At 73.0% G+C, this 20,236-nt stretch carries 16 protein-coding genes; 12 read left to right on the forward strand and 4 right to left on the reverse strand.

Going from position 1 to position 20,236, the window contains the following annotated elements:
- Positions 1-5: 5 nt before the first annotated feature.
- The gene (nucS, locus tag A4A78_RS13960) at positions 6-713 is read right to left on the reverse strand and encodes an endonuclease NucS (protein WP_062950313.1); all 708 of its coding nucleotides are present in this window, start codon (positions 711-713) and stop codon (positions 6-8) included.
- Positions 714-945: 232 nt separating this feature from the next.
- On the opposite strand from nucS, the gene A4A78_RS13965 reads away from it, so the two are divergent.
- The 3 genes from A4A78_RS13965 (at position 946) to A4A78_RS13975 (ending at position 4,057) form a co-directional block, all read left to right on the forward strand.
- A complete protein-coding gene (locus A4A78_RS13965) occupies positions 946-1,929 on the forward strand; it encodes a hypothetical protein (RefSeq protein ID WP_062950315.1) in 984 nt (327 codons plus the stop codon).
- A complete protein-coding gene (locus A4A78_RS13970) occupies positions 1,926-3,014 on the forward strand; it encodes a hypothetical protein (RefSeq protein ID WP_062950317.1) in 1,089 nt (362 codons plus the stop codon). The genes A4A78_RS13965 and A4A78_RS13970 overlap by 4 nt, the downstream gene beginning before the upstream one ends.
- 149 nt (positions 3,015-3,163) lie before the next feature.
- Positions 3,164-4,057 (forward strand): co-chaperone YbbN, encoded by an 894-nt coding sequence (locus tag A4A78_RS13975; RefSeq protein WP_062950319.1) that lies wholly within the window; start codon positions 3,164-3,166, stop codon positions 4,055-4,057.
- Between the two features lie 165 nt (positions 4,058-4,222).
- On the opposite strand, the gene glgB is transcribed toward A4A78_RS13975, so the two are convergent.
- The 3 genes from glgB to glgX form a co-directional block, all read right to left on the reverse strand.
- A complete protein-coding gene (gene glgB, locus A4A78_RS13980) occupies positions 4,223-6,433 on the reverse strand; it encodes a 1,4-alpha-glucan branching protein GlgB (RefSeq protein ID WP_062950321.1) in 2,211 nt (736 codons plus the stop codon).
- Between the two features lies 1 nt (position 6,434).
- On the reverse strand, positions 6,435-8,462 hold the full coding sequence (locus tag A4A78_RS13985) for an alpha-1,4-glucan--maltose-1-phosphate maltosyltransferase (protein WP_062950323.1): 2,028 nt from the start codon (positions 8,460-8,462) through the stop codon (positions 6,435-6,437).
- 96 nt (positions 8,463-8,558) lie between these two features.
- Complete coding sequence (glgX, locus tag A4A78_RS13990) at positions 8,559-10,769, reverse strand: glycogen debranching protein GlgX (RefSeq protein WP_062950325.1); 2,211 nt, start codon at positions 10,767-10,769, stop codon at positions 8,559-8,561.
- Between the two features lie 321 nt (positions 10,770-11,090).
- On the opposite strand from glgX, the gene A4A78_RS13995 reads away from it, so the two are divergent.
- From A4A78_RS13995 to A4A78_RS14035, 9 genes are all read left to right on the forward strand, one after another.
- Entirely contained in the window at positions 11,091-12,281 is a 1,191-nt protein-coding gene (locus tag A4A78_RS13995) for a MoxR family ATPase (protein WP_231881059.1), read from the forward strand.
- Between the two features lie 24 nt (positions 12,282-12,305).
- A complete protein-coding gene (locus A4A78_RS14000; RefSeq protein WP_062950328.1) occupies positions 12,306-13,202 on the forward strand; it encodes a DUF58 domain-containing protein in 897 nt (298 codons plus the stop codon).
- On the forward strand, positions 13,189-13,704 hold the full coding sequence (locus A4A78_RS14005; protein WP_062950329.1) for a hypothetical protein: 516 nt from the start codon (positions 13,189-13,191) through the stop codon (positions 13,702-13,704). The genes A4A78_RS14000 and A4A78_RS14005 overlap by 14 nt, the downstream gene beginning before the upstream one ends.
- Entirely contained in the window at positions 13,695-14,717 is a 1,023-nt protein-coding gene (locus tag A4A78_RS14010; protein WP_062950330.1) for a VWA domain-containing protein, read from the forward strand. The genes A4A78_RS14005 and A4A78_RS14010 overlap by 10 nt, the downstream gene beginning before the upstream one ends.
- Positions 14,717-15,712 carry a VWA domain-containing protein gene (locus A4A78_RS14015; RefSeq protein WP_062950331.1) on the forward strand — a complete coding sequence of 332 codons (996 nt, stop codon included), beginning with the start codon at positions 14,717-14,719 and terminating at the stop codon, positions 15,710-15,712. Before A4A78_RS14010 ends, A4A78_RS14015 begins: the two co-directional genes overlap by 1 nt.
- The gene (locus A4A78_RS14020) at positions 15,709-16,671 is read left to right on the forward strand and encodes a hypothetical protein (protein ID WP_062950333.1); all 963 of its coding nucleotides are present in this window, start codon (positions 15,709-15,711) and stop codon (positions 16,669-16,671) included. Before A4A78_RS14015 ends, A4A78_RS14020 begins: the two co-directional genes overlap by 4 nt.
- On the forward strand, positions 16,668-17,882 hold the full coding sequence (locus A4A78_RS14025) for a cysteine desulfurase family protein (protein ID WP_062950335.1): 1,215 nt from the start codon (positions 16,668-16,670) through the stop codon (positions 17,880-17,882). Before A4A78_RS14020 ends, A4A78_RS14025 begins: the two co-directional genes overlap by 4 nt.
- 114 nt (positions 17,883-17,996) lie before the next feature.
- A complete protein-coding gene (gene mnmA, locus A4A78_RS14030) occupies positions 17,997-19,112 on the forward strand; it encodes a tRNA 2-thiouridine(34) synthase MnmA (protein WP_062950337.1) in 1,116 nt (371 codons plus the stop codon).
- Positions 19,109-20,233 (forward strand): hypothetical protein, encoded by a 1,125-nt coding sequence (locus tag A4A78_RS14035; protein ID WP_062950339.1) that lies wholly within the window; start codon positions 19,109-19,111, stop codon positions 20,231-20,233. Before mnmA ends, A4A78_RS14035 begins: the two co-directional genes overlap by 4 nt.
- Positions 20,234-20,236: the final 3 nt, after the last annotated feature.

Here is a 20,236-nt window from a genome sequence, read left to right on the forward strand (position 1 = left end):
GGGGCTCAGAACAGGCGCGACTCCGCGTCGTCGATGCCCCGCAGGGCGTCGTAGTCGAGGGTGACGCAGTCGATGCCGCGGTCGCCGGCCAGCACCTTCGCCTGCGGCTTGATGGCCTGGGCGGCGAAGATGCCGCGCACGGGGGCGAGCAGCGGGTCGCGGTTCAGCAGCTCGAGATAGCGGGTGAGCTGCTCGACGCCGTCGATCTCGCCGCGGCGCTTGATCTCGATCGCGACGGTGCCGCCGTTCTCGTCGCGGGCGAGGATGTCCACGGGGCCGATCGCGGTGAAGTACTCGCGGCGCACCAGCGACCAGCCGTCGCCGAGCGTCTCGATGTTCTCGGCGAGGAGCGCCTGCAGATGCGCCTCCACGCCGTCCTTCTGCAGGCCGGGGTCGACGCCGAGCTCGTGGGAGGAGTCCTCGAGCACCTCGTGCAGCCGCACCCGGAGGCGATCGCCGGACTTGTCGTGGACCACGTCCCACTGCTCGATCCAGTCGCCCTCGGGATCGGACTCCGCCTCGGCGTCGTCACGGCGCGAGGTGGTCAGCGTGCAGGGCGGGCTCATCCAGTTCAGGGGTTTGTAGCTCCCGCCGTCGGAGTGCACGAGCACGCTTCCGTCGGCCTTGACGATCAGGAGCCGGGGAGCGAGCGGCAGGTGGGCGGTGAGTCGACCGGTGTAGTCGACGGAGCAGCGGGCAACGACGAGACGCACCCCGACAGGGTACGACACCTGCGGCGGGCCTCTGCCGACGCGGCGGGGCGGGCCGGGAGCCGCGGCGAGGGAGCGGCCCGGCGCCGGTGAGAGGACGATGAGAGGGATGTGAGAGGTGCTTCACCCCGGGTGCCCATGCTCACGGGGGCCTGGTCGCCGACGCGCCGTGCTCGTATCGTGGAGCGGTCCCGTGTCCGGGGCCTGGCGGCCCCCATCGAAGGAGCAATCCACCGTGCAACGACTCCTGGCCGTCCTGCTGGTCCTGATCGGACTGATCGGGCTCGTGCTCGGCCGTCTGGGCGAGACCACCTGGGCCCCCGAGACCGAGACCACCGCCACGGCGACCCTGGAGGATCCGGGTCCCGCCGTCGTGATCGACCCGGGTGTGCTCTACGTGGGCGGCGAGGAGGGGGAGGTCGTGATCGAGGGCGCCTCCGACGTCTCCGTGATCACCGCCTCGAACAGCGACATCGACGCCTATCTCGAGGGCGTCCACCACACCCGCGTCACCGGCGCCTCCGACTGGAGCACGCTGAGCACCGAGGACGTCGAGCCCGACGGCGCCGCGGAGATCTCCGACCCGACCGGCTCGGACCTCTGGCGCTCCGTGGACACCTCCGCCAGCCCCTACACCCTGGACATCGGCGAGTTCTGGGCCGCGGAGAACGGCGAGAACGAGCAGGTCTACCGCTCCCTGCTGATCGTCACCGACGGCACCGCCGCCGGCGCCGACAAGATCTCGATCACCTGGCCGGTGGACGAGGAGAACGAGTGGGTGCCCTACGCCTACGCCGGCGGCGCCGCGATCGCCGTGATCGGCCTGGTGCTCCTGGTCGTCTCGATCGGCCGACGCAACGACGAGGACGAGGACGAGCTGCTCGAGGAGCCCCAGGAGGCGCGCTCGAGCGAGGCGCGCACGTCGCTCGCCACGGGCGGCGCTGCAGCCGGGGCCGCGGCAGGCGGCCTCTCCGAGGACCGGGACGGCTCCGATACAGACGCCGACGCCGACGCCGACGGCTCCGACGCCCCGCGCGTCGAGGACCCCCTGGACGCCCCCGGCACCCGCGAGGTCGGCGAGCAGAGCGTGTGGTCCTTCGGCGACCGGGCCGACGACGCGGGGACCGGCGCCGACGGCACCGCCTCCGACGCCGGCTCCGACGGCGGCTCCCCGGACGCGGACCCCTCCGGCGACGACGCGGACCAGGAGCGACGATGACCCCCCAGACGCTGCGCGGCACCGCGCGGAAGGACACCGTGATGAGCACTCGACCCGTCGGCCGCCGTGGCCTCCTGCTCGGAGCCGGTGGCGTGCTCGCCACCGGACTGCTCGCCGCCTGCGGCTCCGAGCCCTCCGCACCGCCCGCGCCGCCCACCGGCAAGCAGCTCGCCGAGCCCACGCCCGTGCAGACCACCGAGCAGATCGAAGAGATCGTGCCCGAGGTCAACGCCGCCGTGGTCGCGGCCGACGAGGCGAAGGACGCCGCGAAGCTCGCCCCTCGCGTCTCCGGCTCCGCCGCGGAGTTCCGCAAGGCCGTCTACGGCCTGATCGAGAAGGCCCCCGAGTGGGCCGAGGACCTCAAGGTCCCCGGCGCCGGGACGATCGTGCCCATGAGCTCGGTCAGCGCCGAGTTCCCGCGCGTTGCGATCGCGCTGGTCGAGGACTCCGTGCAGGACGGCGTGCCGTACTTCCTGGCGATGCAGCAGAAGGACGCGAAGTCCGGCTACACCGCCTGGGGCTGGGCCCAGCAGGCGGTCGGCGTGGACATGCCCACCGTCCCCAACGCCGTGGTCGGCTCCGAGGCGCTCACCGCCGACGCCGAGGGCCTGCTCATGACCCCAGCGCAGGCGCTTGAGCTCTACGCGAAGGTGCTCACCGACGGCGACGCCGCGGACCCCGACGACAAGCTCGCCGCGAACCCTTTCCAGACCGGCACGCACGAGCGCATCCAGGCCGAGCGCAAGGAGCTGAACAAGGGCGTGGAGTGGGACGAGGCCGGTACCATCCGCGAGACCTATTCCGTGCGGGACGGCGAGCTCGCGGGCCTGCGCACCGAGGACGGCGGCGCGATCGTGATGGCGACGCTGATGTCCTCGCGCAAGGTCGCGATCAAGGACGGCGCGACCATGCGCTACGCGGAGGACAACAAGTACACGAAGGTGATCGGCACGCGCGAGTTCACCAAGCAGTACGTGCGCGAGTTCGGCACCCACGTGGCGCTCTACATCCCCTCGGCCGACGCCGGGGGCCAGGTCCAGCCGATCGGCGCGACCCAGACCGCGCTCGCCGCCAGCGGGGAGTGACCCGCCGGCGGTGACGCCCGCGAGAACGTGCGGCCGCGGGGCCGTGCCGCGGGGCCGTGATCCGCGTCCGGTCCCGCCGGCCCCGGGTCCGCTCCCGGCGGCCACTCCCTAGACTGGTGCGGTCACGCACCCGTCGAAGGAGTACCTAAGTGTCCGATCCGTACGGCATCATCGATCTCGCCGCGCTCAAGCAGCCTGCCGGCGGCGCCGGGGCGACCGACGCGGGGGAGCCCTCCGCGCACGAGGTCGCCGTCACCGAGCAGGGCCTCGAGCAGCTCATCGCCGACTCGCAGCAGGTCCCGACCCTCCTGCTGGTCACCAGCGGCCGGGTCCCCGAGGGCCCGACCTATCTCGCCGCACTGCGCCGCGGCGTCGACGCGAAGGGCGGCGCGCTGCGCCTGGCCGTCGTCGACGCCGACACCCAGCAGCGGGTCGCCGCCGCGCTGCGGGTCCAGCAGCTGCCCACGCTGCTGCTCCTGCTGCAGGGCCAGCTGCAGCCGATCGTCGACTCCGTGCTGCCCGAGGCGGAGATCGACGGCCTGCTGAACCAGGTCGTCGACGTCGCCCGTCAGCAGGGGATGGAGCTGCCGGGCGGCGAGGCCGAGCAGGCCGCCGCTCCCGAGGAGCCGCTGCCGCCGCTGCTGGCCGAGGCCTACGAGGCGATCGAGCGGAACGATCTCGATGCCGCCGTCGCCGCCTATCGCAAGCAGCTCCAGGAGAGCCCCGCCGACGGCGAGGCGAAGGCCGGCCTCGCCACCGTCGAGCTGATGCGCCGCACCCAGGGCGCGGATCTCGCCGCCGCCCGTCAGGCCGCGGCCGACGCCCCCGCCGATCTCGACGCCCAGCTGCTGGTGGCGGATCTCGACATGCTCGGCGGCCACGTCGAGGATGCCTTCACCCGCCTGCTGGACCAGCTGCGCGGCGCAGACCAGGAGACCAAGGACGCGGTGCGCACGCGCCTGCTGGAGCTGTTCGAGGTCGCCGGGGCCGATGACCCCCGCGTGGCCCCGGCCCGCAAGCGCCTCGCGAACCTCCTGTACTGAACCGCGCCGGGAGCCGCGCCCACGCCGCGCGATCGTCCCGCCCTTCATGTTGTGAGCCGCTGTGTTCCATTCCTGGAACACAGCGGCTCATGACTTTGTGGTAACTCGTGGGCGGGCCGGGAGAGCGACGGGGGCCGGGGCCGGGCCCCGACCCGGGCCCGGGCCTCAGCCCTCGCGCAGTCGGGCGGGGGCGAGGACCACGGCGCCGAGCGGCGGCACCGAGAGGCGCACCGAGTGGTCGCGCCCGTGCTGGGGGAGCGGCTCGGCGTGGACCCGTCCCAGGTTCCCGACCCCGCTGCCGCCGTAGACAGGGGCGTCGGAGTTCAGCACCTCGAGCCAGTCCCCGCCCTCGGGCAGCGGGATGCGGTGCTCGTGCCACGGCTCGGGCGAGAAGTTCACGACCACGACCACGGGATCGCCCGCCTCATCGCGTCGGACGAAGGAGAGCACGTTGTGCTGCGCGTCGTCGCCGATCAGCCACTCGAAGCCGCCCGGGTCCTGGTCCCGCTGGTAGAGCGCCGGGAACTCGGCCTGGACGGCGTTGAGGTCGCGCACGAGCTGCTGCGCCCCGCGGTGCAGCGGGTACTCGAGTAGCCACCACGGCAGCCCGGCCTGCTCGGACCACTCGGTGCCCTGGGCGAACTCGATCCCCATGAACACCAGCTGCTTGCCCGGATGGGTCCACTGGAAGGTGAGATAGGAGCGCAGCGTCGCGGCCTGCTGCCAGTCGTCGCCCGGCGCCTTGCGCAGCAGCGAGCCCTTGCCGTGCACGACCTCGTCGTGGCTCAGCGGCAGGATGAAGTTCTCCGAGTACTGGTAGACCATCGAGAAGGTCAGCTCGCCGTGGTGGTACTGGCGGTTGATCGGGTCCTGGCCCAGGTACTGCAGGGTGTCGTGCATCCAGCCCATGTTCCACTTGAACCCGAAGCCGAGGCCGCCGGTCTCGGTGGCGCGGGTGACGCCCGGGAAGGATGTGGACTCCTCGGCGATCATCACGATGCCGGGCGCGCGCTTGTACGCGGTCGCGGTGGTCTCCTGCAGGAAGGCGATGTTCTCGAGGTCCTCGCGGCCGCCGTGGCGGTTGGGCACCCACTGGCCGTCCTCGCGCGAGTAGTCGAGGTAGAGCATCGAGGCGACCGCGTCGACCCGCAGCCCGTCGACGTGGAACTCCTCGAGCCAGTAGCAGGCGTTGGCGACCAGGAAGTTGCGCACCTCGTGGCGGCCGGTGTCGAAGATGTACGTGCCCCAGTCCGGGTGCTCGCCGCGGCGGGGATCGGCGTGCTCGTACAACGGGGTGCCGTCGAAGCGGCCCAGCGCCCACTCGTCCTTGGGGAAGTGGGCCGGCACCCAGTCCATGATCACCCCGATCCCGGCACCGTGGAGGGTGTCGATGAGGTGGCGCAGCTCGTCGGGGGAGCCGAGCCGGGAAGTGGGTGCGTAGTAGCCGGTGACCTGGTAGCCCCAGGACCCGCCGAAGGGGTGCTCGGCGACCGGCATGAACTCGACGTGGGTGAAGCCCATCTCGGCGACGTACGCGGTGAGCTCCTCGGCCAGCTCCCGGTAGCCCAGGCCCGGCCGCCAGCTGGCCAGGTGCACCTCGTAGATCGACATGCGGGAGGAGACCGCCTCGGCGGAGGCGCGCTCGGCGAGCCAGTGGTCGTCGGTCCACTCGAAGTCGCTGACGGTGATCACGGAGCCGGTCGCGGGCGGCACCTCGGCCGCGCGCGCCATCGGGTCGGCCTTCTCGCGCCAGGTGCCGTCGGCGCCGAGGATCCGGAACTTGTAGACCTCGCCGGCCCCGACCCCGGGCACGAACAGCTCCCAGACGCCGGAGGTGCCCAGCGAGCGCATCGAGTGCAGGCGACCGTCCCAGCTGGTGAAGGAGCCGATCACCTGGACGGCGCGGGCGTTCGGCGCCCAGACGGCGAAGGAGGTGCCCTCCACCCCGTCCACGGTGCGCACGTGCGCGCCGAGCGCCCGCCACAGCTCCTCGTGGCGGCCCTCGCGGATCAGGTGCAGGTCGAGCTCGCCGATCGTGGGCAGGAAGCGGTAGGGCTCCTCGAGGTCGACCCAGTTCTCCCCGGCGGACCAGGTGACCCGGATCCGGTAGGAGGGGACCTCCGCCAGCGGCAGGGCGACGGTCCAGATCCCGTCGTGCTCGTGCTCCATCCCGTGGGCGGAGCCGTCGGGCAGGAGCACCGCGACCTCGCTCGCGAAGGGCTTGAGGGTGCGCACCGTGACGCCGCCCTCGTACTCGTGGGCGCCGAGCACGGCGTGGGGCTCGTGGTGGCTGCCGGTCGCCGTCGCGCCGAGCTCGTGCTCGCCCAGCGGCATCACCGGGACGGGACGGTCGGTGCTCTCCGTGGTGTGGGACATGTCAGCTCTCCTCGGGGTGGACGATGCGCAGCACGTGGGCGGGCCGGTCGGCGGCGCTCAGGATGACGAAGGGCTCCCGGTCCCAGCGGAACCGCTCACCGGTGAGCAGGTCCTCGACCTCGAAGCTCCCCTCGACGCCGAGCGAGTCGAGCTCGAGGTGCAGGCGGGTGGAGGCGTCGCGGTCGTGGGCGGTCAGGGAGACGACCAGCACCGTGTCGGGGCGGCCCGTGCCGCTCGCGTCGGCGTCGAGGTGCTTGGAGAAGACCAGCACCTGCGGGTCGTCGGCCTCGTGGAAGCGGATGGTGGTGAGGGTCTGCAGCGCGGGGTGCTCGCGCCGGATCCGGTTCAGGGTGCCCAGCAGCGGCTCGAGGCTCTCGCCGCGGGTGAGCGCTCCGGCGTAGTCGCGGGGCTTGTACTCGTACTTCTCGTTGTCGATCTGCTCCTGCGCGCCGGGCCGGGGGACGTCCTCGACCAGCTCGTAGCCGGAGTAGATCCCCCAGGTCGGCACGAGCGTGGCGGCGAGGATCGCGCGCAGCACGAAGGCGCGCCGCCCGCCGGAGCTCATGTACGGGGTGAGGATGTCGTGGGTGGTGGGCCAGAAGCTCGGGCGCATGTAGGGCGCCGCCTCGACCAGCTCCTCGAGGTACTCCTGCAGCTCCTCGGCGCTCTCGCGCCAGGTGAAGTAGGTGTAGGACTGGTGGTAGCCGACCTTGCCCAGGGTGTGCATCATCGTCGGCCGGGTGAACGCCTCGGCCAGGAAGATCACCTCGGGGTGCTTCTCCGCGAACTCCGCCAGCAGCTCCTCCCAGAAGCGCACCGGCTTGGTGTGCGGGTTGTCGACGCGGAAGAGGGTCACGCCGTGGGCGACCCAGTGCTCGAGCACGTCGCGGATCGCGGCGTAGAGCCCTTCGTAGTCCGTGTCGAAGCTGAGGGGGTAGATGTCCTGGTACTTCTTCGGCGGGTTCTCGGCGTAGGCGATGGTGCCGTCCGCCCGCACCACGAACCACTCGGGGTGCTCCTGCACCCACGGGTGGTCGGGGGAGCACTGCAGAGCGATGTCGAGGGCGACCTCGAGGCCGAGCTCGTTCGCCCGGGCGACGAAGGCGTCGAAGTCCTCGAGCGTGCCGAGGTCGGGGTGGATCGCGTCGTGGCCGCCCGCGGGCGAGCCGATCGCGTAGGGCGAGCCGGGATCGCCCGGCTGCGTCTCCAGGGTGTTGTTGCGCCCCTTGCGGAAGGTGGTGCCGATGGGGTGGATCGGGGTCAGATAGGCGACGTCGAAGCCCATCTGCGCGATCCGGTCCAGGGAGCGGGCGGCGGAGCGCAGCGTGCCGGAGGTCCAGCCGTGCTCGGGGTCGAAGTGCGCGCCCTCGGAGCGGGGGAAGAACTCGTACCAGGAGCCGTAGAGGGCGCGGCGGCGCTGCACCTCGAGGCGGAAGGGGCCGGCGACGGTGACGCCCTCGCGCAGCGGCCGCTCGGCGAGGATGCCGCGCAGGTCGGCGGCGAGCGCCGGGGCGATCCGGGCGGTGACCGGCAGGCCGGGGGAGCGCAGCGACTCGAGCGCGGCGGAGACCACCGGCCCGTCGGAGGCCGGTCGCGTGCCCTCGGCGATCTCGGCGAGCACCCGCTCGAGCACGAGCACGCCCTCGTCGCAGGTCAGCTCCGGGTCGACGCCGGCGGGGATCTTCACCTCGGCCACATGGGCCCAGGTGTCGTACGGGGCGGAGAAGGCCTCGATGCGGAAGGTCCAGGTGCCCAGCTCGTCGGGCCGGATCGTGGCCTCCCACAGGTCCAGTCCCGGGTTCGTCGAGCGCAGCGGCCGACGGGTCTCGACCCCGGTGGGGGAGATCAGCACCAGCTGCACGCCCATCGCGTCATGGCCCTCGCGGAAGGCGTTGGCGCGCACCGCGACGGTCTCGCCCTCGACGCAGCGGGCGGGGAATCTTCCGCCGTCGACGACGGGCTGCACGTCCATGATCGGGATGCGGCCGATCCCGGCGTCCAGTCCCGTGCGGAAAGTGGTCTCGGACATGGCCTCTCCTGCCTGAGCGCTCCCTGGTCACGGGGGGCTCTGCGACGATCGCGGTGACTGACCTCACGATAGCCGCTCGGGGAGGGGCGGCGTGACTCAGGGAGCGATGCCGAGCACCACGACGCCGCCGGGCGCGACGGTGACCGTGCGGTCACCGACCGGTCCGGGCGGCAGGTCCTCGGGGGACTCCAGCGCCGTGTCCAGCAGCACCTTCGCCGCGCCCTGCGGCCAGGGGGCCTCCGGCAGGCGCACCTCGGTCGCCTCCGCGGCGCCGGAGAGGATCACCAGCAGGTGCTCGGCGCCCTCGCGGCCGTGGACCGCCGGACGCAGCATGACCAGCACGTGTCGGGCGGGGTCCATCCACTCCTCGTGCGCCATCGGCGCCCCGGTCTCGTCGAACCAGGCGATCTGTCCGGCTTCGAGTTGCTCCGGGTCCGCCGGGCGCAGGAAGTGCGGGGCCCGCAGCTGGGGGTGCTCGCCGCGCAGCTGCAGCAGGCGCACCACGGTCGCGCGCAGCCTCTCCGCCGCCGCGGTGCGGCGCCAGTCGACCCAGGAGATCTCGTTGTCCTGGCAGTAGGCGTTGTTGTTGCCGCGCTGGGTGCGGCCCCGCTCGTCGCCCGCGGTGAGCATCGGGGTGCCCGACGCCAGCAGCAGCGTGGCCAGCACGCTGCGGGCGGTGCGCCGGCGGGTGGCCTCGATCTCCTCGCGGCGCGGGTCGCCGGGCGGGAGCTCGCCCTCGTGCCCGTGGTGGAAGGAGCGGTTGTCCGAGGTGCCGTCGCGGTTGTCCTCGCCGTTGGCCTCGTTGTGCTTGGACTCGTAGGCGGTGAGGTCGCGCAGGGTGAAGCCGTCGTGGGCGGTGACGTAGTTGATCGAGGCCCAGGGGGCGCGCAGGCTGCGCCCCTCGGGCAGGCCCGGCGGGTCCTGGCGGGTGAACATGTCCGAGGAGCCGGCCAGGCGCGTGGCGAGGTCGCGGACCCCGCCGATCCCCGGCTCCCCGGTGCGCTCCCGAGCGGCGCGGTCGGCCAGCCAGAAGGCGCGCACGTCCTCGCGGAAGGCGTCGTTCCACTCGGCGAAGGGGGCGGGGAAGTTCCCCGTCTGCCAGCCGCCGGTGCCCACGTCCCACGGCTCGGCGATGAGCTTCACGTCCCGCAGCACGGGGTCGGTGACGATCGCGCGCAGCAGCGGGTGGTCGGCGCGGAAGCCGCGGTCGTCGCGGCCGAGCGTGGTGGCGAGGTCGAAGCGGAACCCATCCACGTGCACCTCCTGCACCCAGTAGCGCAGGGAGGCGAGGACCAGGTCCATCGTGTGCACGGAGCGGGGGTCGAGGGTGCCGCCGGTGCCGGTGACGTCCTGGGGGACGCCGTGGTCGGTCCAGTAGTACTCGAGGTTGTCCAGGCCGCGCAGCGAGAGGGAGGGGCCGTCGCCGCCGCCCTCGGCGGTGTGGTTGTAGACCACGTCGAGGATCACCTCGAAGCCGGCCTCGTGCAGGCGGCGCACCATGGTCTTGACCTCCTCGAGCACCGCCTGGGCGCCGGCCTGCTGGGCGGCGGCGGTGGCGAGGGAGGGCTCGGGGGCGAAGTACGACATGGTCGAGTAGCCCCAGTAGTTCGTCAGCCCCAGCCGGGTCAGGTGCGGCTCGTCCATCGCGGCGTGGATCGGGAGCAGCTCGATGCTGGTCACGCCCAGGTCCCGCAGGTAGCCGGTGACGGCGGGGTGGCCGAGCCCGGCATAGGTGCCGCGCTGCTCCGGAGGCAGCTCCGGGTGCAGCCGGGTGAAGCCCTTGACGTGCAGCTCGTAGAGCACGGTCGCGCCCCAGTCGACCATCGGCCGCAGGTCGTCCTGCCAGTCGAAGGCGTCGTCGACCACCACGGACCACACGGCGGAGTCGCCGCTGTCGACCTCGCTGCGCCGGGGGACCTCGTCCCGGCGGTCCAGCATCGCGTCGACCTCGAAGGGGAAGAAGGCGCTCAGCAGAGGGGAGGAGTGCGAGACCCCGCGCGCCCAGGGATCCAGCAGCAGCTTGCGCGGATTGGCGAGCATCCCGCTGCCGGGGTCCCACGGGCCGTCGACCCGCAGCCCGTAGCGGGTGCCGGGGGTCATGCCGGTGACGTGGTCCCAGTGCAGGCCCCCGTCGTAGTGGCGCAGCCTCTGGCGGTGCTCGGCGGCGCCCTGGCGGAGGCACAGGTCCACCGCTCGGGCGCGGGGGGCGGCGACGGCGAAGGTGCCCCGTCCCTGCTCGTCGACGACGAGGCCGGGGGAGGTGGGGGCGACTGGCGGGGTCGCGCGGTCGAAGCGGTCTGCAGGCACGGGCCCAGTGTCCCAAACCGGCCTCCGCCGTCCCACTCGGCGTGGGCGGGGTCTCCCGGGCGGAGGGCTGATCCCGTGCGCGGCGGATCCCCTCCGGGGCGGGCGCGTCGGTGGTCGGCGTCCCCGCCCGGTGCCGTCGGACCGCTAGGATCGGTGCGGTGGTGCGGCCCCGTCGCCGACGGGGAGGCGCCGCCGGCTGGGCCGCGGGCGCCTCGGCGTCCGGCCGCCTCGGGGGAGGGGCCGGAGCGCCTCCGGACCTCTGCACGGCGGTCACCAGCACCGATGGCACGAATCGATCGCATGACGGGGGATCCGCAGCGCATGAGCATTCCACCCACCCAGCAGCCCGGGTCCTCGGCGCGCCCCCCGGCGCCGCCCGCCCGCCCCGCGCCGCAGAGCTCGGCCCCGAGCGCCTCAGGACCGAGCGCCTCCGGACCGGGCGCCCCGCCTCAGGGCGTCCAGGGCCAGGCGGTCCAGGGCCACGGCGCCCCTGCGCGACGGCCCGGCGGCTTCGCTCCCGCCGCCCGCGCGATCTCCCCCGGCGATCTCGAGCGCAGCGGCGCGATCGTCTCGACGATCACGAAGGTGTTCCAGTCGCGCGTGGTGGGCCAGGAGAACCTGCGCCTGTCGCTGCTGACCGCGCTGGCCGCCGGCGGGCACGTGCTGCTGGAGTCGGTGCCGGGCCTGGCGAAGACCACCGCCGCGAGCGCGCTGGCCTCCTCGATCACGGGCTCCTTCGCCCGCATCCAGTGCACCCCCGACCTGATGCCCAACGACATCATCGGCACCCAGATCTTCAACTACGGCTCGGGCACCTTCACCACCCAGCTCGGGCCGGTCCACGCGAACGTGGTGCTGCTGGACGAGATCAACCGCTCCAGCGCCAAGACGCAGTCGGCGATGCTCGAGGCGATGCAGGAGCGGCAGACCTCCATCGGCGGCGAGGTGTACCGCCTGCCCGAGCCGTTCATGGTGCTGGCGACCCAGAACCCGATCGAGGAGGAGGGCACCTACGTCCTCCCCGAGGCGCAGATGGACCGCTTCCTGATGAAGGAGATCCTCACCTACCCGCGCCCCGCCGAGGAGCACGAGATCCTCGACCGCTCCACCGCCGGCAGCCTCACCGGCCCCCGCGAGGCCGTCGGCACCGTCACCCTCGAGGACGTCCGCTTCCTGCAGCAGATGGTCGACCAGGTCTACGTCGACCCCGCCGTGAAGCGGTACATCATCGACCTGGTCTTCACCACGCGCGGCTCCGGCCCCCGCCCGGTCCCGAACCTCACCCAGTCGGTGCGCGTCGGCGCGAGCCCCCGCGGCTCCCTCGCGCTGATGCGGGTGGGGCAGGCGCACGCCCTGCTGCACGGCCGTGACTACGTCACCCCCGACGACGTCCGCGCCATGCGCTACGGCGTGCTGCGCCACCGCCTCGTGCTGACCTTCGACGCGCTCGCCAGCGGCATCAAGCCCGAGCAGATCATCGACGCGGTGTTCCACGCCGTGCCGATGCCCTGACCGGCCGCGCACGAAGGGACCGCGATGGCGACCTCGCTCCTCACCCGGGTCAAGGCCCGGGTGGACCTGCACACCTCGAACCGGGCGCGCGGCCTCGTCCAGGGCCGCGGCCGTTCGCTGTTCAAGGGCAGCGGCGAGGACTTCGACGACCTGAAGTACTACCAGCCCGGGGACAAGATCTCCGACATCGACTGGAAGGCCACGGCCCGCTCCGGCGAGCCGCTGATCCGCCAGTTCAACGAGGAGCGGGTGCGGCACCTCTCGATCGTCGCGGACACCTCCTCGTCGATGGCGGCGACGGCGGCCGACGGCTCCTCCAAGCGGGACGCGATGATCCTCGCCGCCGGGATGGTGTGCTTCCTGGCCCAGAAGAGCGGTGACCTGGTCGGCCTGGTCGGCGGCAGCGAGTCCTCGCCGCTCCAGCTGCCCTCCCGCTCCAGCGACGGCCATCTCGAGCTTCTGCTGCGCACCATCCAGCAGGGCACCACCACGGCGTCCCCGAGCGCGGACAGCGCCTGGCTGCTCGAGCGCGCCTTCCGCGTCACCACCCGCTCGACGCTGATGACCCTGATCACCGACGAGGCCCATCCCTCCGTGGAGGACTTCACGCTGCTGCGCCGCCTGACCACCCGCCACGACCTGCTGGTGATCCGCATCGCCGATGCGGACCCGCTGCAGGGCGAGGAGCTCGACCACGACGTGGTCGACGTCGACGCCCCGCGCGAGATCGCGTCCATGGCGCGCACCTCGGCGAAGGTCGCCCGGGACGTGGCCGCCTACCGCCGCGCCCGCAGCGAGGGCATCACCGAGATGCTCGACCGCCTCCACGTCAGCCACCTGCTCACGCGCGGCGAGACCACGGTCGTGGACGACATGATCGCGATGCTGCGCGCCCGGGAGTACCGCCATGCCCGTGCCTGACCCGCTGCTGCTCCCCGCGGCGCGCCTGCTCGCCGAGCCCGCGCCCGGCGAGATCATCGACCCGCCCCAGTACTCGATCGCCTGGGTGATCCTCGCGGTGCTGTGCGTGCTGGTGATCATCGCCCTGATCGTGGGGACGCTGAAGATCACCCGCGCGATCGAGAAGCGGATCGCCTACCGCTCCCGCCCCAGCGACCTCGAGTCGCTGAAGGCCGAGTTCCTGCGCGCCGTGAACGAGCTCGCCGACCGGCACGAGGCCGAGGAGCTCGGCGCCCGCGAGGGCCACCACGAGCTCACCGGCGTCATGCGCCGCTTCGTGAAGCGCACCACCGGCCACGACGTCACCAGCCAGGACCTCGCCACGCTGCGCGCCGATGCGCGCACCCGCGCCGTCGGCGAGCTGATCGCGGATCTCTACGAGCCCGACTTCGCCCTGGCCTCGGACCGCGAGCTGCAGGAGTCGGTGCGGCGCGCACGGGAGGTGATCCGGGAATGGTCATGACCTTCTGGTGGGTCACCGCCCTGCTGCTGCTGGCCGCGATCGTGGTCTGGGCGATCACGTTCTGGAACCGTCGCTCCCTGCGGCGCTCCCCGGTGCTGGTCGCGAACTCGCAGTACATGGACCGGATCCCGAGCTTCGCCCGGGCCCAACGGGCCGCCCGCGTGGTGCGCGCCGCCCAGGTCGGCATCGCCGTGCTCGCGGTGCTCGCCGCCTCGCTGCTCTCGGGCCGGATCGCGAGCGAGCGGATCGAGACGCCCGAGTTCGCCAGCCGCGACATCGTGCTGTGCCTGGACGTGTCCGGCTCGATGTACGAGTACGACACCGAAATCCTCTCCACCTTCGCGGAGATGGTCGACTCCTTCGAGGGGGAGCGGGTGGCGCTGACGATCTTCAACTCGACCAGCCGCACCGTCTTCCCGCTGACCAACGACTACGACCTGATCGAGCGCGAGCTGCGTGAGGGCGCGGAGGCGATCGACTTCGACGAGTTCGGCTACCGGCTCGGGAACAAGGACTATCCCGAGGAGAAGGTGCGCCAGTACGTCGAGTTCGTCGAGGGCACCAAGGGCATCCCCGACGAGGCCTCGATCGTGCCCGACGGGCTCGCGTCCTGCGCGCAGGTCTTCGACCAGGCGGAGCAGGACCGGTCGCGCTCGATCATCTTCGCGACCGACAACGAGGTCAACGGCGAGCCGGTGTTCACCCTGCAGGAGGCGACCCAGCGCGTCGCCGACCGCGAGATCGACCTGTACACCTTCTATCCCGGCGCCTACGAGTGCGGCCCCGGCTGCTTCGAGGAGCTGCAGACGGCGACCGAGGACCAGGACGGCGAGCTGTACGAGTCCTCCGACCCCCAGGCGATCCCCTCGATCATCGGCGAGATCCAGAAGAACCAGGCCGAGGTGCTCGGGGCGGAGCCGTCCGTGGTGCGCACCGACCATCCCGCGATCGGCTTCACCCTGACCTTCCTGTCCCTGGTGGGGATCCTCGTGCTGGGCTGGAGGTCGCGCTGATGCACCTTCAGATGCTGATGCCCCTGTGGGCGATCATCCCGCTGTTCGGGGCGATGCTGGTGCTGTGCACGGTGATGCTCGTGCGCCGTCCCCGCCAGCGCGGTGCCTGGGCGCGGCGCACCCTGATGGTGCTGCTGCTGCTCGTGGTCGCGCTGCGTCCGGTCACCCCGATCGAGGGGGAGCAGACCCAGCGCATGAACGCGAACGTGTTCTTCGTCGTGGACCGCACCGGCTCGATGAACGCCGAGGACTACGCCGGCGAGCAGCCGCGCCTGGAGGGCGTGAAGCAGGACATGCAGCAGGTGATGTCCATGACCGAGGGCGCCCGCTACTCGATCATCGCCTTCGACTCCACCGCCACCGAGCAGCTCCCGCTGACCACCGACGCGGGCGCCGCGAAAGCCTGGATCGACACCCTGACCACCGAGCCCACCGCCTATTCGACCGGCTCCAACGTGGACCGGCCGCTGCCGTCCCTGCTGAGGGAGATCTCCGACGCGAAGCGCGAGGACCCCGACTCGTCCGTGCTGGTGTACTTCCTCTCCGACGGCGAGAACACCGACGAGCAGGAGTCGGAGTCCTTCTCGCAGGCGGCCGGCTTCGTCGACGGCGGCGGCGTGCTCGGCTACGGCACGGCCGAGGGCGGGCCGATGAAGATCCAGGGCGGCGAGGACCACGGCGAGTACATCACCGGCACCGATGGGCAGCCCGGCATCTCCACGATCGACGAGCAGCAGCTGCAGACCATCGCGGGCGAGCTCGGCGTGCCGTATCTGCACCGCACCGACCCCGAGGCCCCGATCGAGGGCACCATGGACGGCATCACCCTGCGCCCGGTCCCGACGGAGTCCACCCGCGGCGTGGCGAGCTTCGACGACTGGTACTGGCTCGCCTCGATCCCGCTGACGGCCCTGCTGATCTGGGAGCTGGGGGAGATGACCTACCGGCTCCCGCGCCGGCTGGACCGCCACGACATCCGAGGAGCACAGCGATGAGCACGTCCCTCGACCCGCGCCCCGCGACGCCGGCCCCCGCCGGGTCCCGGCCGCCCGCGCTCGCGCAGGACACCCGCGGCAGTGCGAAGGACTTCGGGCTGAACCGGGCCCGGCTGCGGAAGGTGCGGATCATCGTGTTCGCGATCCTCGCCCTGCCGATCCTGGCCCTGGCCCTGCTGGCGCTGAAGTTCGTCTCGATGCCGATCACGCAGGCCACCCACCTGGACGCCTACGGGGAGCAGGACTACCCGGCCGCGATCGAGCGCCTCGCCCCGGTGCAGGTCGCCAACTGGTTCGAGCCCTATCTCCCGCACCTCTCCGAGGGCACGGCCCTCCTCCAGCAGGGGGAGGACGCGGCCGCGGAGGCCGAGCTGCGGATCGCGCTGGAGGAGTGGAACTCCCACAGCGACCTGAACTCCCCGATGCACGCCCAGTGCAAGATCCTCAACAACCTCGCGCTCTCCATCGAGCGCCAGGCCGACCTGATCGAGGACCCCCAGGCGCGTGCCGACCGGCTCTTCGAGGCCGAGGAGCTGCTCGCTCCCTGCGCCGGCGGCGGAGGCGGCGGCGAGGGCGAGAGTCAGGGCGGCGGTGGCGGCGAGGGCACCGGCGAGGGCACCGGCAACGAGGACTCCGAGACCACCGAGGAGAACGGCGAGCGGGTCGAGGAGAAGCGCCGCGGCGCCGACGAGGAGGCCGGCAACGATCCCGACGCCCGCGGTGAGGAGCAGGGCGGCGAGGGCGAGGACCAGGGCGACACCCCGCAGCAGCAGGACCCCGGCGAGCCGAAGCAGGACGACCCCGAGGGCGACGGCCCCGAGGAGGAGAAGCCCACCGACGGCTCCTCCGAGGAGGACAGCAAGGACGACGAGGTCGAGCAGCGCAACCGTGACGCCCAGGGCGGCGACGGCGGCGACGAGACCGGCGGCTCCCCGCAGGACCCGGAGCGTCCCTGGTGACCGCCGACGCGACGAGCGCGCAGCAGCAGGGGACGGCTGGGGAGCGCGCCTATCTCGACCACGCCGCGACCACGGTCCTGCGCCCCGCCGCCCGGGACGCCTTCCTCGAGGCCTCGACCGCCTGGGGCAACCCCTCCTCGGTCCACACCGCGGGCCGACGCGCCCGCGGCGTGCTCGATACCGCGCTGAGCCGCATCGCGGAGCTGCTCGGCGTGCCCCGCAGCTGGCTGATCATGACCTCCGGCGGCACCGAGGCGGACAATCTCGCGCTGCGCGGCGCGCCGCTGGGCGTGCGGGCGAAGGACCCGGCCCGCACCGCGATCGCCGTCGCCGCGACCGACCACCCCGCCGTGCTCGCCACCGCGCGCGCTCTCGCAGGCGGATCCGAGGCGCTGGAGGTGCGGGAGCTGCCCGTCGACCCCCGCGGCGTGCTGCGGCCCGACGGGGTCGAGCAGGCGCTGGCCGACTCCCGTGTCGGCGTGCTCAGTGCCGCGCTCGTGAACAACGAGACCGGCGCCGTCCAGGACATCGCCGCGCTCGCCGAGGCGGCCCGCGCCCACGGCACCCTCCTGCACACCGATGCGGTCCAGGCCGCCGGGCACGTGGCTCTGCCCGGCCCCGAGGACGTGGACCTGATGTCCCTGTCCGGGCACAAGATCGGCGCCCCCGTCGGCGTCGGCGTGCTCGTGGCGCGGCCGGGCGTTCCCTTCGCCCCCACCAGCACCGGCGGCGGCCAGCAGCGCGGGGTCCGCTCCGGTACCCTCGACGCCGCCCAGGCCGCGGCCTTCGCCGCCGCGCTCGAGGAGGCGCTCGGGGAGCGGGAGCAGCGCTCCGCCGAGGTGCGGCAGCTCTCCGCGCGCCTGCGCCGCGGGATCGCGGAGATCGACCCGTCGGTCCGCTTCACCCTCCCGGAGGACTCCCCGCAGTCCGGACACATCCTGCATCTCGTGCTGCCCGGCGCGGACAGCGATGCGCTGCTGTTCCTGCTGGACGAGCGCGGGATCGACTCCTCCGCGGGCTCGGCCTGCTCGGCCGGGGTCACCCAGGCCAGCCCCGTCCTCGCCGCGATGGGCGTCTCCGACGAGGACTCCCGCGGCGCGCTGCGGCTGTCGCTGGGTTGGACGAGCACCGAGCGCGACGTCGAGCTGCTGCTGGCCGCGCTGCCGGAGGCGCTCCAGCGGGCCCGCGCCGTCGGCTCCCTGCGCCGCTGAGCACGGGGCGCATCTCACGTCCCCAGGGCTCTGGGGGAGGGGCCCCGGCTCCGTAGACTCGTGGGGATGCGCCCGCAGGGGCGGGCAGGGACGCACCACGGAGGAGGACGCACCATGAAGGTGCTCGCGGCGATGAGCGGCGGCGTGGACTCCGCCGTGGCGGCCGCACGGGCCGCCGAGGCCGGCCATGAGGTGGTCGGCGTGCACATGGCGCTGTCGAAGAGCCGCGACCAGACCCGCACCGGCTCCCGCGGCTGCTGCACCGTCGAGGACGCCTCCGACGCGCGCGTCGCCGCCGAGAGGATCGGCATCCCCTACTACGTCTGGGATCTCTCCGACGACTTCCACGACCTGGTCGTGGAGGACTTCCTCACCGAGTACGCAGCCGGCCGCACCCCCAACCCGTGCGTGCGCTGCAACGAGCGGATCAAGTTCGCCTCCCTCCTCGAGCGGGCCACGGCGCTGGGCTTCGACGCGGTGTGCACCGGGCACTACGCCTCGATCCGCGCCGACGGCCCCGGCGGTGCCCCCTCCCTGCACCGCTCCCGCAACCAGGCCAAGGACCAGTCCTACGTCCTGGCCGTGATGGGCCCGGAGGCGGCCCGACGCTCCCTCTTCCCGCTCGGCGAGGACGAGACCAAGGAGGCCGTCCGCGCCGAGGCGCGCAAGCGCGGGCTCGGCGTCTCCACCAAGCCCGACAGCTACGACATCTGCTTCGTCGCCGACGGCGACACCCGCGGTTTCCTCGAGCGGCACCTCGGCGAGGCGCCCGGGGAGGTCGTCGACACAGGCGGCACGGTGCTCGGCACCCATCGCGGCACCCACGGCTTCACCGTCGGCCAGCGCCGGGGCCTGGGGATCCAGCAGCCCGCCGCCGACGGCGCACCCCGCTACGTGGTCGACATCGACCCCGCCTCCCGGCAGGTGGTGATCGGCGCGGCCGAGCTGCTCTCCCGCCGCGAGCTGGTCGCCACCGACCTGATCGCCTTCGAGCCGCTCGAGGCCGGCCGCGCCGTCACCGCGCAGATCCGCGCCCACGGCGAGGCGCTGCCCGGAAGGATCCTCGAGGCCCCTGCCGCGGCGACGACACCCGCGAGCGGCGGCACGGCCGACGGCCTGCTGCGCGTCGCCCTCGACACCCCGGTGCGCGGCGTCGCGCCCGGCCAGACCCTCGTCCTCTACGACGGCGACCGCGTGCTCGCCGCCGCCACCCTGGAGCGTCGCCCATGAGCCCCCTGCTCACCCTCACCGGTGACGGCACCTTCCGCGCCCCGACCGCGGACGAGGCCCAGCGCCTCGATCTGCCCGACGATCCGCACCTCGCCGCGCTGCTGCGCCTGCGCGCCCTGCTGGGCGACGACCTCGAGGAGCAGATCGCGACCCGGCTCTATCTGCCCTCCGCGCTCGGCCTGGACGAGACCGACCACCTGCTGCCCGCGACCCTCGCGCTGCTCGCCGAGACCACCGGCGACCTGGTCAGCTACGGCTGGCGGCTCGGCGCCGGGACGGGGCTGGCCTGGCAGCACGCCCGCGAGCTGCGGGCCCGGGTGCTGGACGCGGCCCGGATCGCCTGGCTCGGCTACGAGGGCACGGTGATGGCCACGACCCTCGGGCCCGCGACCCTCGCCGGGGCCACCTTCCTGCAGTCCGGGGAGCGGACCCTCGCCGATCCCGGCGCGGTGCGCGACCTGCCGATGCTGCTGGCCGAGGGGCTCGTGGACCACCTCACCGAGCTGCGCGAGCGCGTGCCCGGCGGCCACCAGCACGTGCTGGTGCGCGAGGACGCGGTCGCCGCGATCCATCAGGGCCGCATCCCCACGCCCTCGGGCCGCCGGCGCTACGACCCGCTCCCTGCTCCCGAGATCGCGGTGCTGTGGCGCTCGCTGTACGTGGCGCTGGAGGACTACGGCCTGGACGCCCGCGACGTGACCCTCGGCGTCGGCGCCGACATCGCGCTGCTGCGGGCGGCCCGCGAGGCGGGCGCCCGGCGCATGGCGATCGCCCCGCGCCGCCTGCCGCCGCTGTCCACTCCCGAGGGTCGCGCGCTCTGGGAGGGCATCGCGGAGGCCGCCGACGACGGCTGTGCCTTCGAGATCGTGGTCGACCCCCGCCCCGGCGGGAACCTCGCCCCCGAGCTCGAGACGATGCTGGAGACCTGGAAGCGCCTCGGACATGCCGAGACCGATGCCGCGGGCGTCACCGTCATCGCGCACACCGGCGCCTCCCACGGCCTGCACTCCGGCCGGGTGGATCCCTCCGCCCAGCCCGAGCGCTCGACCCTGCTGGACGAGTCCGCGCTCGAGGCGATGCTCCGGATCGCCCCCACCTGGGCGGAGCGCGTCTCGGTCTGACGC

This window comes from Brachybacterium sp. sponge, assembly GCF_001613775.1.
Taxonomy (GTDB): Bacteria; Actinomycetota; Actinomycetes; order Actinomycetales; family Dermabacteraceae; genus Brachybacterium; species Brachybacterium conglomeratum.

What these genes read in the sequence shown, in the direction of transcription:
- A4A78_RS13970 (WP_062950317.1), top strand. Translation starts at nt 1,926, where the DNA reads ATGACCCCCCAGACGCTGCGCGGCACCGCGCGGAAGGACACCGTGATG.
- glgB (WP_062950321.1), bottom strand. Translation starts at nt 6,433, where the DNA reads ATGTCCCACACCACGGAGAGCACCGACCGTCCCGTCCCGGTGATGCCG.
- A4A78_RS13985 (WP_062950323.1), bottom strand. Translation starts at nt 8,462, where the DNA reads ATGTCCGAGACCACTTTCCGCACGGGACTGGACGCCGGGATCGGCCGC.
- A4A78_RS13995 (WP_231881059.1), top strand. Translation starts at nt 11,091, where the DNA reads ATGAGCATTCCACCCACCCAGCAGCCCGGGTCCTCGGCGCGCCCCCCG.
- A4A78_RS14000 (WP_062950328.1), top strand. Translation starts at nt 12,306, where the DNA reads ATGGCGACCTCGCTCCTCACCCGGGTCAAGGCCCGGGTGGACCTGCAC.
- A4A78_RS14005 (WP_062950329.1), top strand. Translation starts at nt 13,189, where the DNA reads ATGCCCGTGCCTGACCCGCTGCTGCTCCCCGCGGCGCGCCTGCTCGCC.
- A4A78_RS14010 (WP_062950330.1), top strand. Translation starts at nt 13,695, where the DNA reads ATGGTCATGACCTTCTGGTGGGTCACCGCCCTGCTGCTGCTGGCCGCG.
- A4A78_RS14015 (WP_062950331.1), top strand. Translation starts at nt 14,717, where the DNA reads ATGCACCTTCAGATGCTGATGCCCCTGTGGGCGATCATCCCGCTGTTC.
- A4A78_RS14020 (WP_062950333.1), top strand. Translation starts at nt 15,709, where the DNA reads ATGAGCACGTCCCTCGACCCGCGCCCCGCGACGCCGGCCCCCGCCGGG.
- mnmA (WP_062950337.1), top strand. Translation starts at nt 17,997, where the DNA reads ATGAAGGTGCTCGCGGCGATGAGCGGCGGCGTGGACTCCGCCGTGGCG.
- A4A78_RS14035 (WP_062950339.1), top strand. Translation starts at nt 19,109, where the DNA reads ATGAGCCCCCTGCTCACCCTCACCGGTGACGGCACCTTCCGCGCCCCG.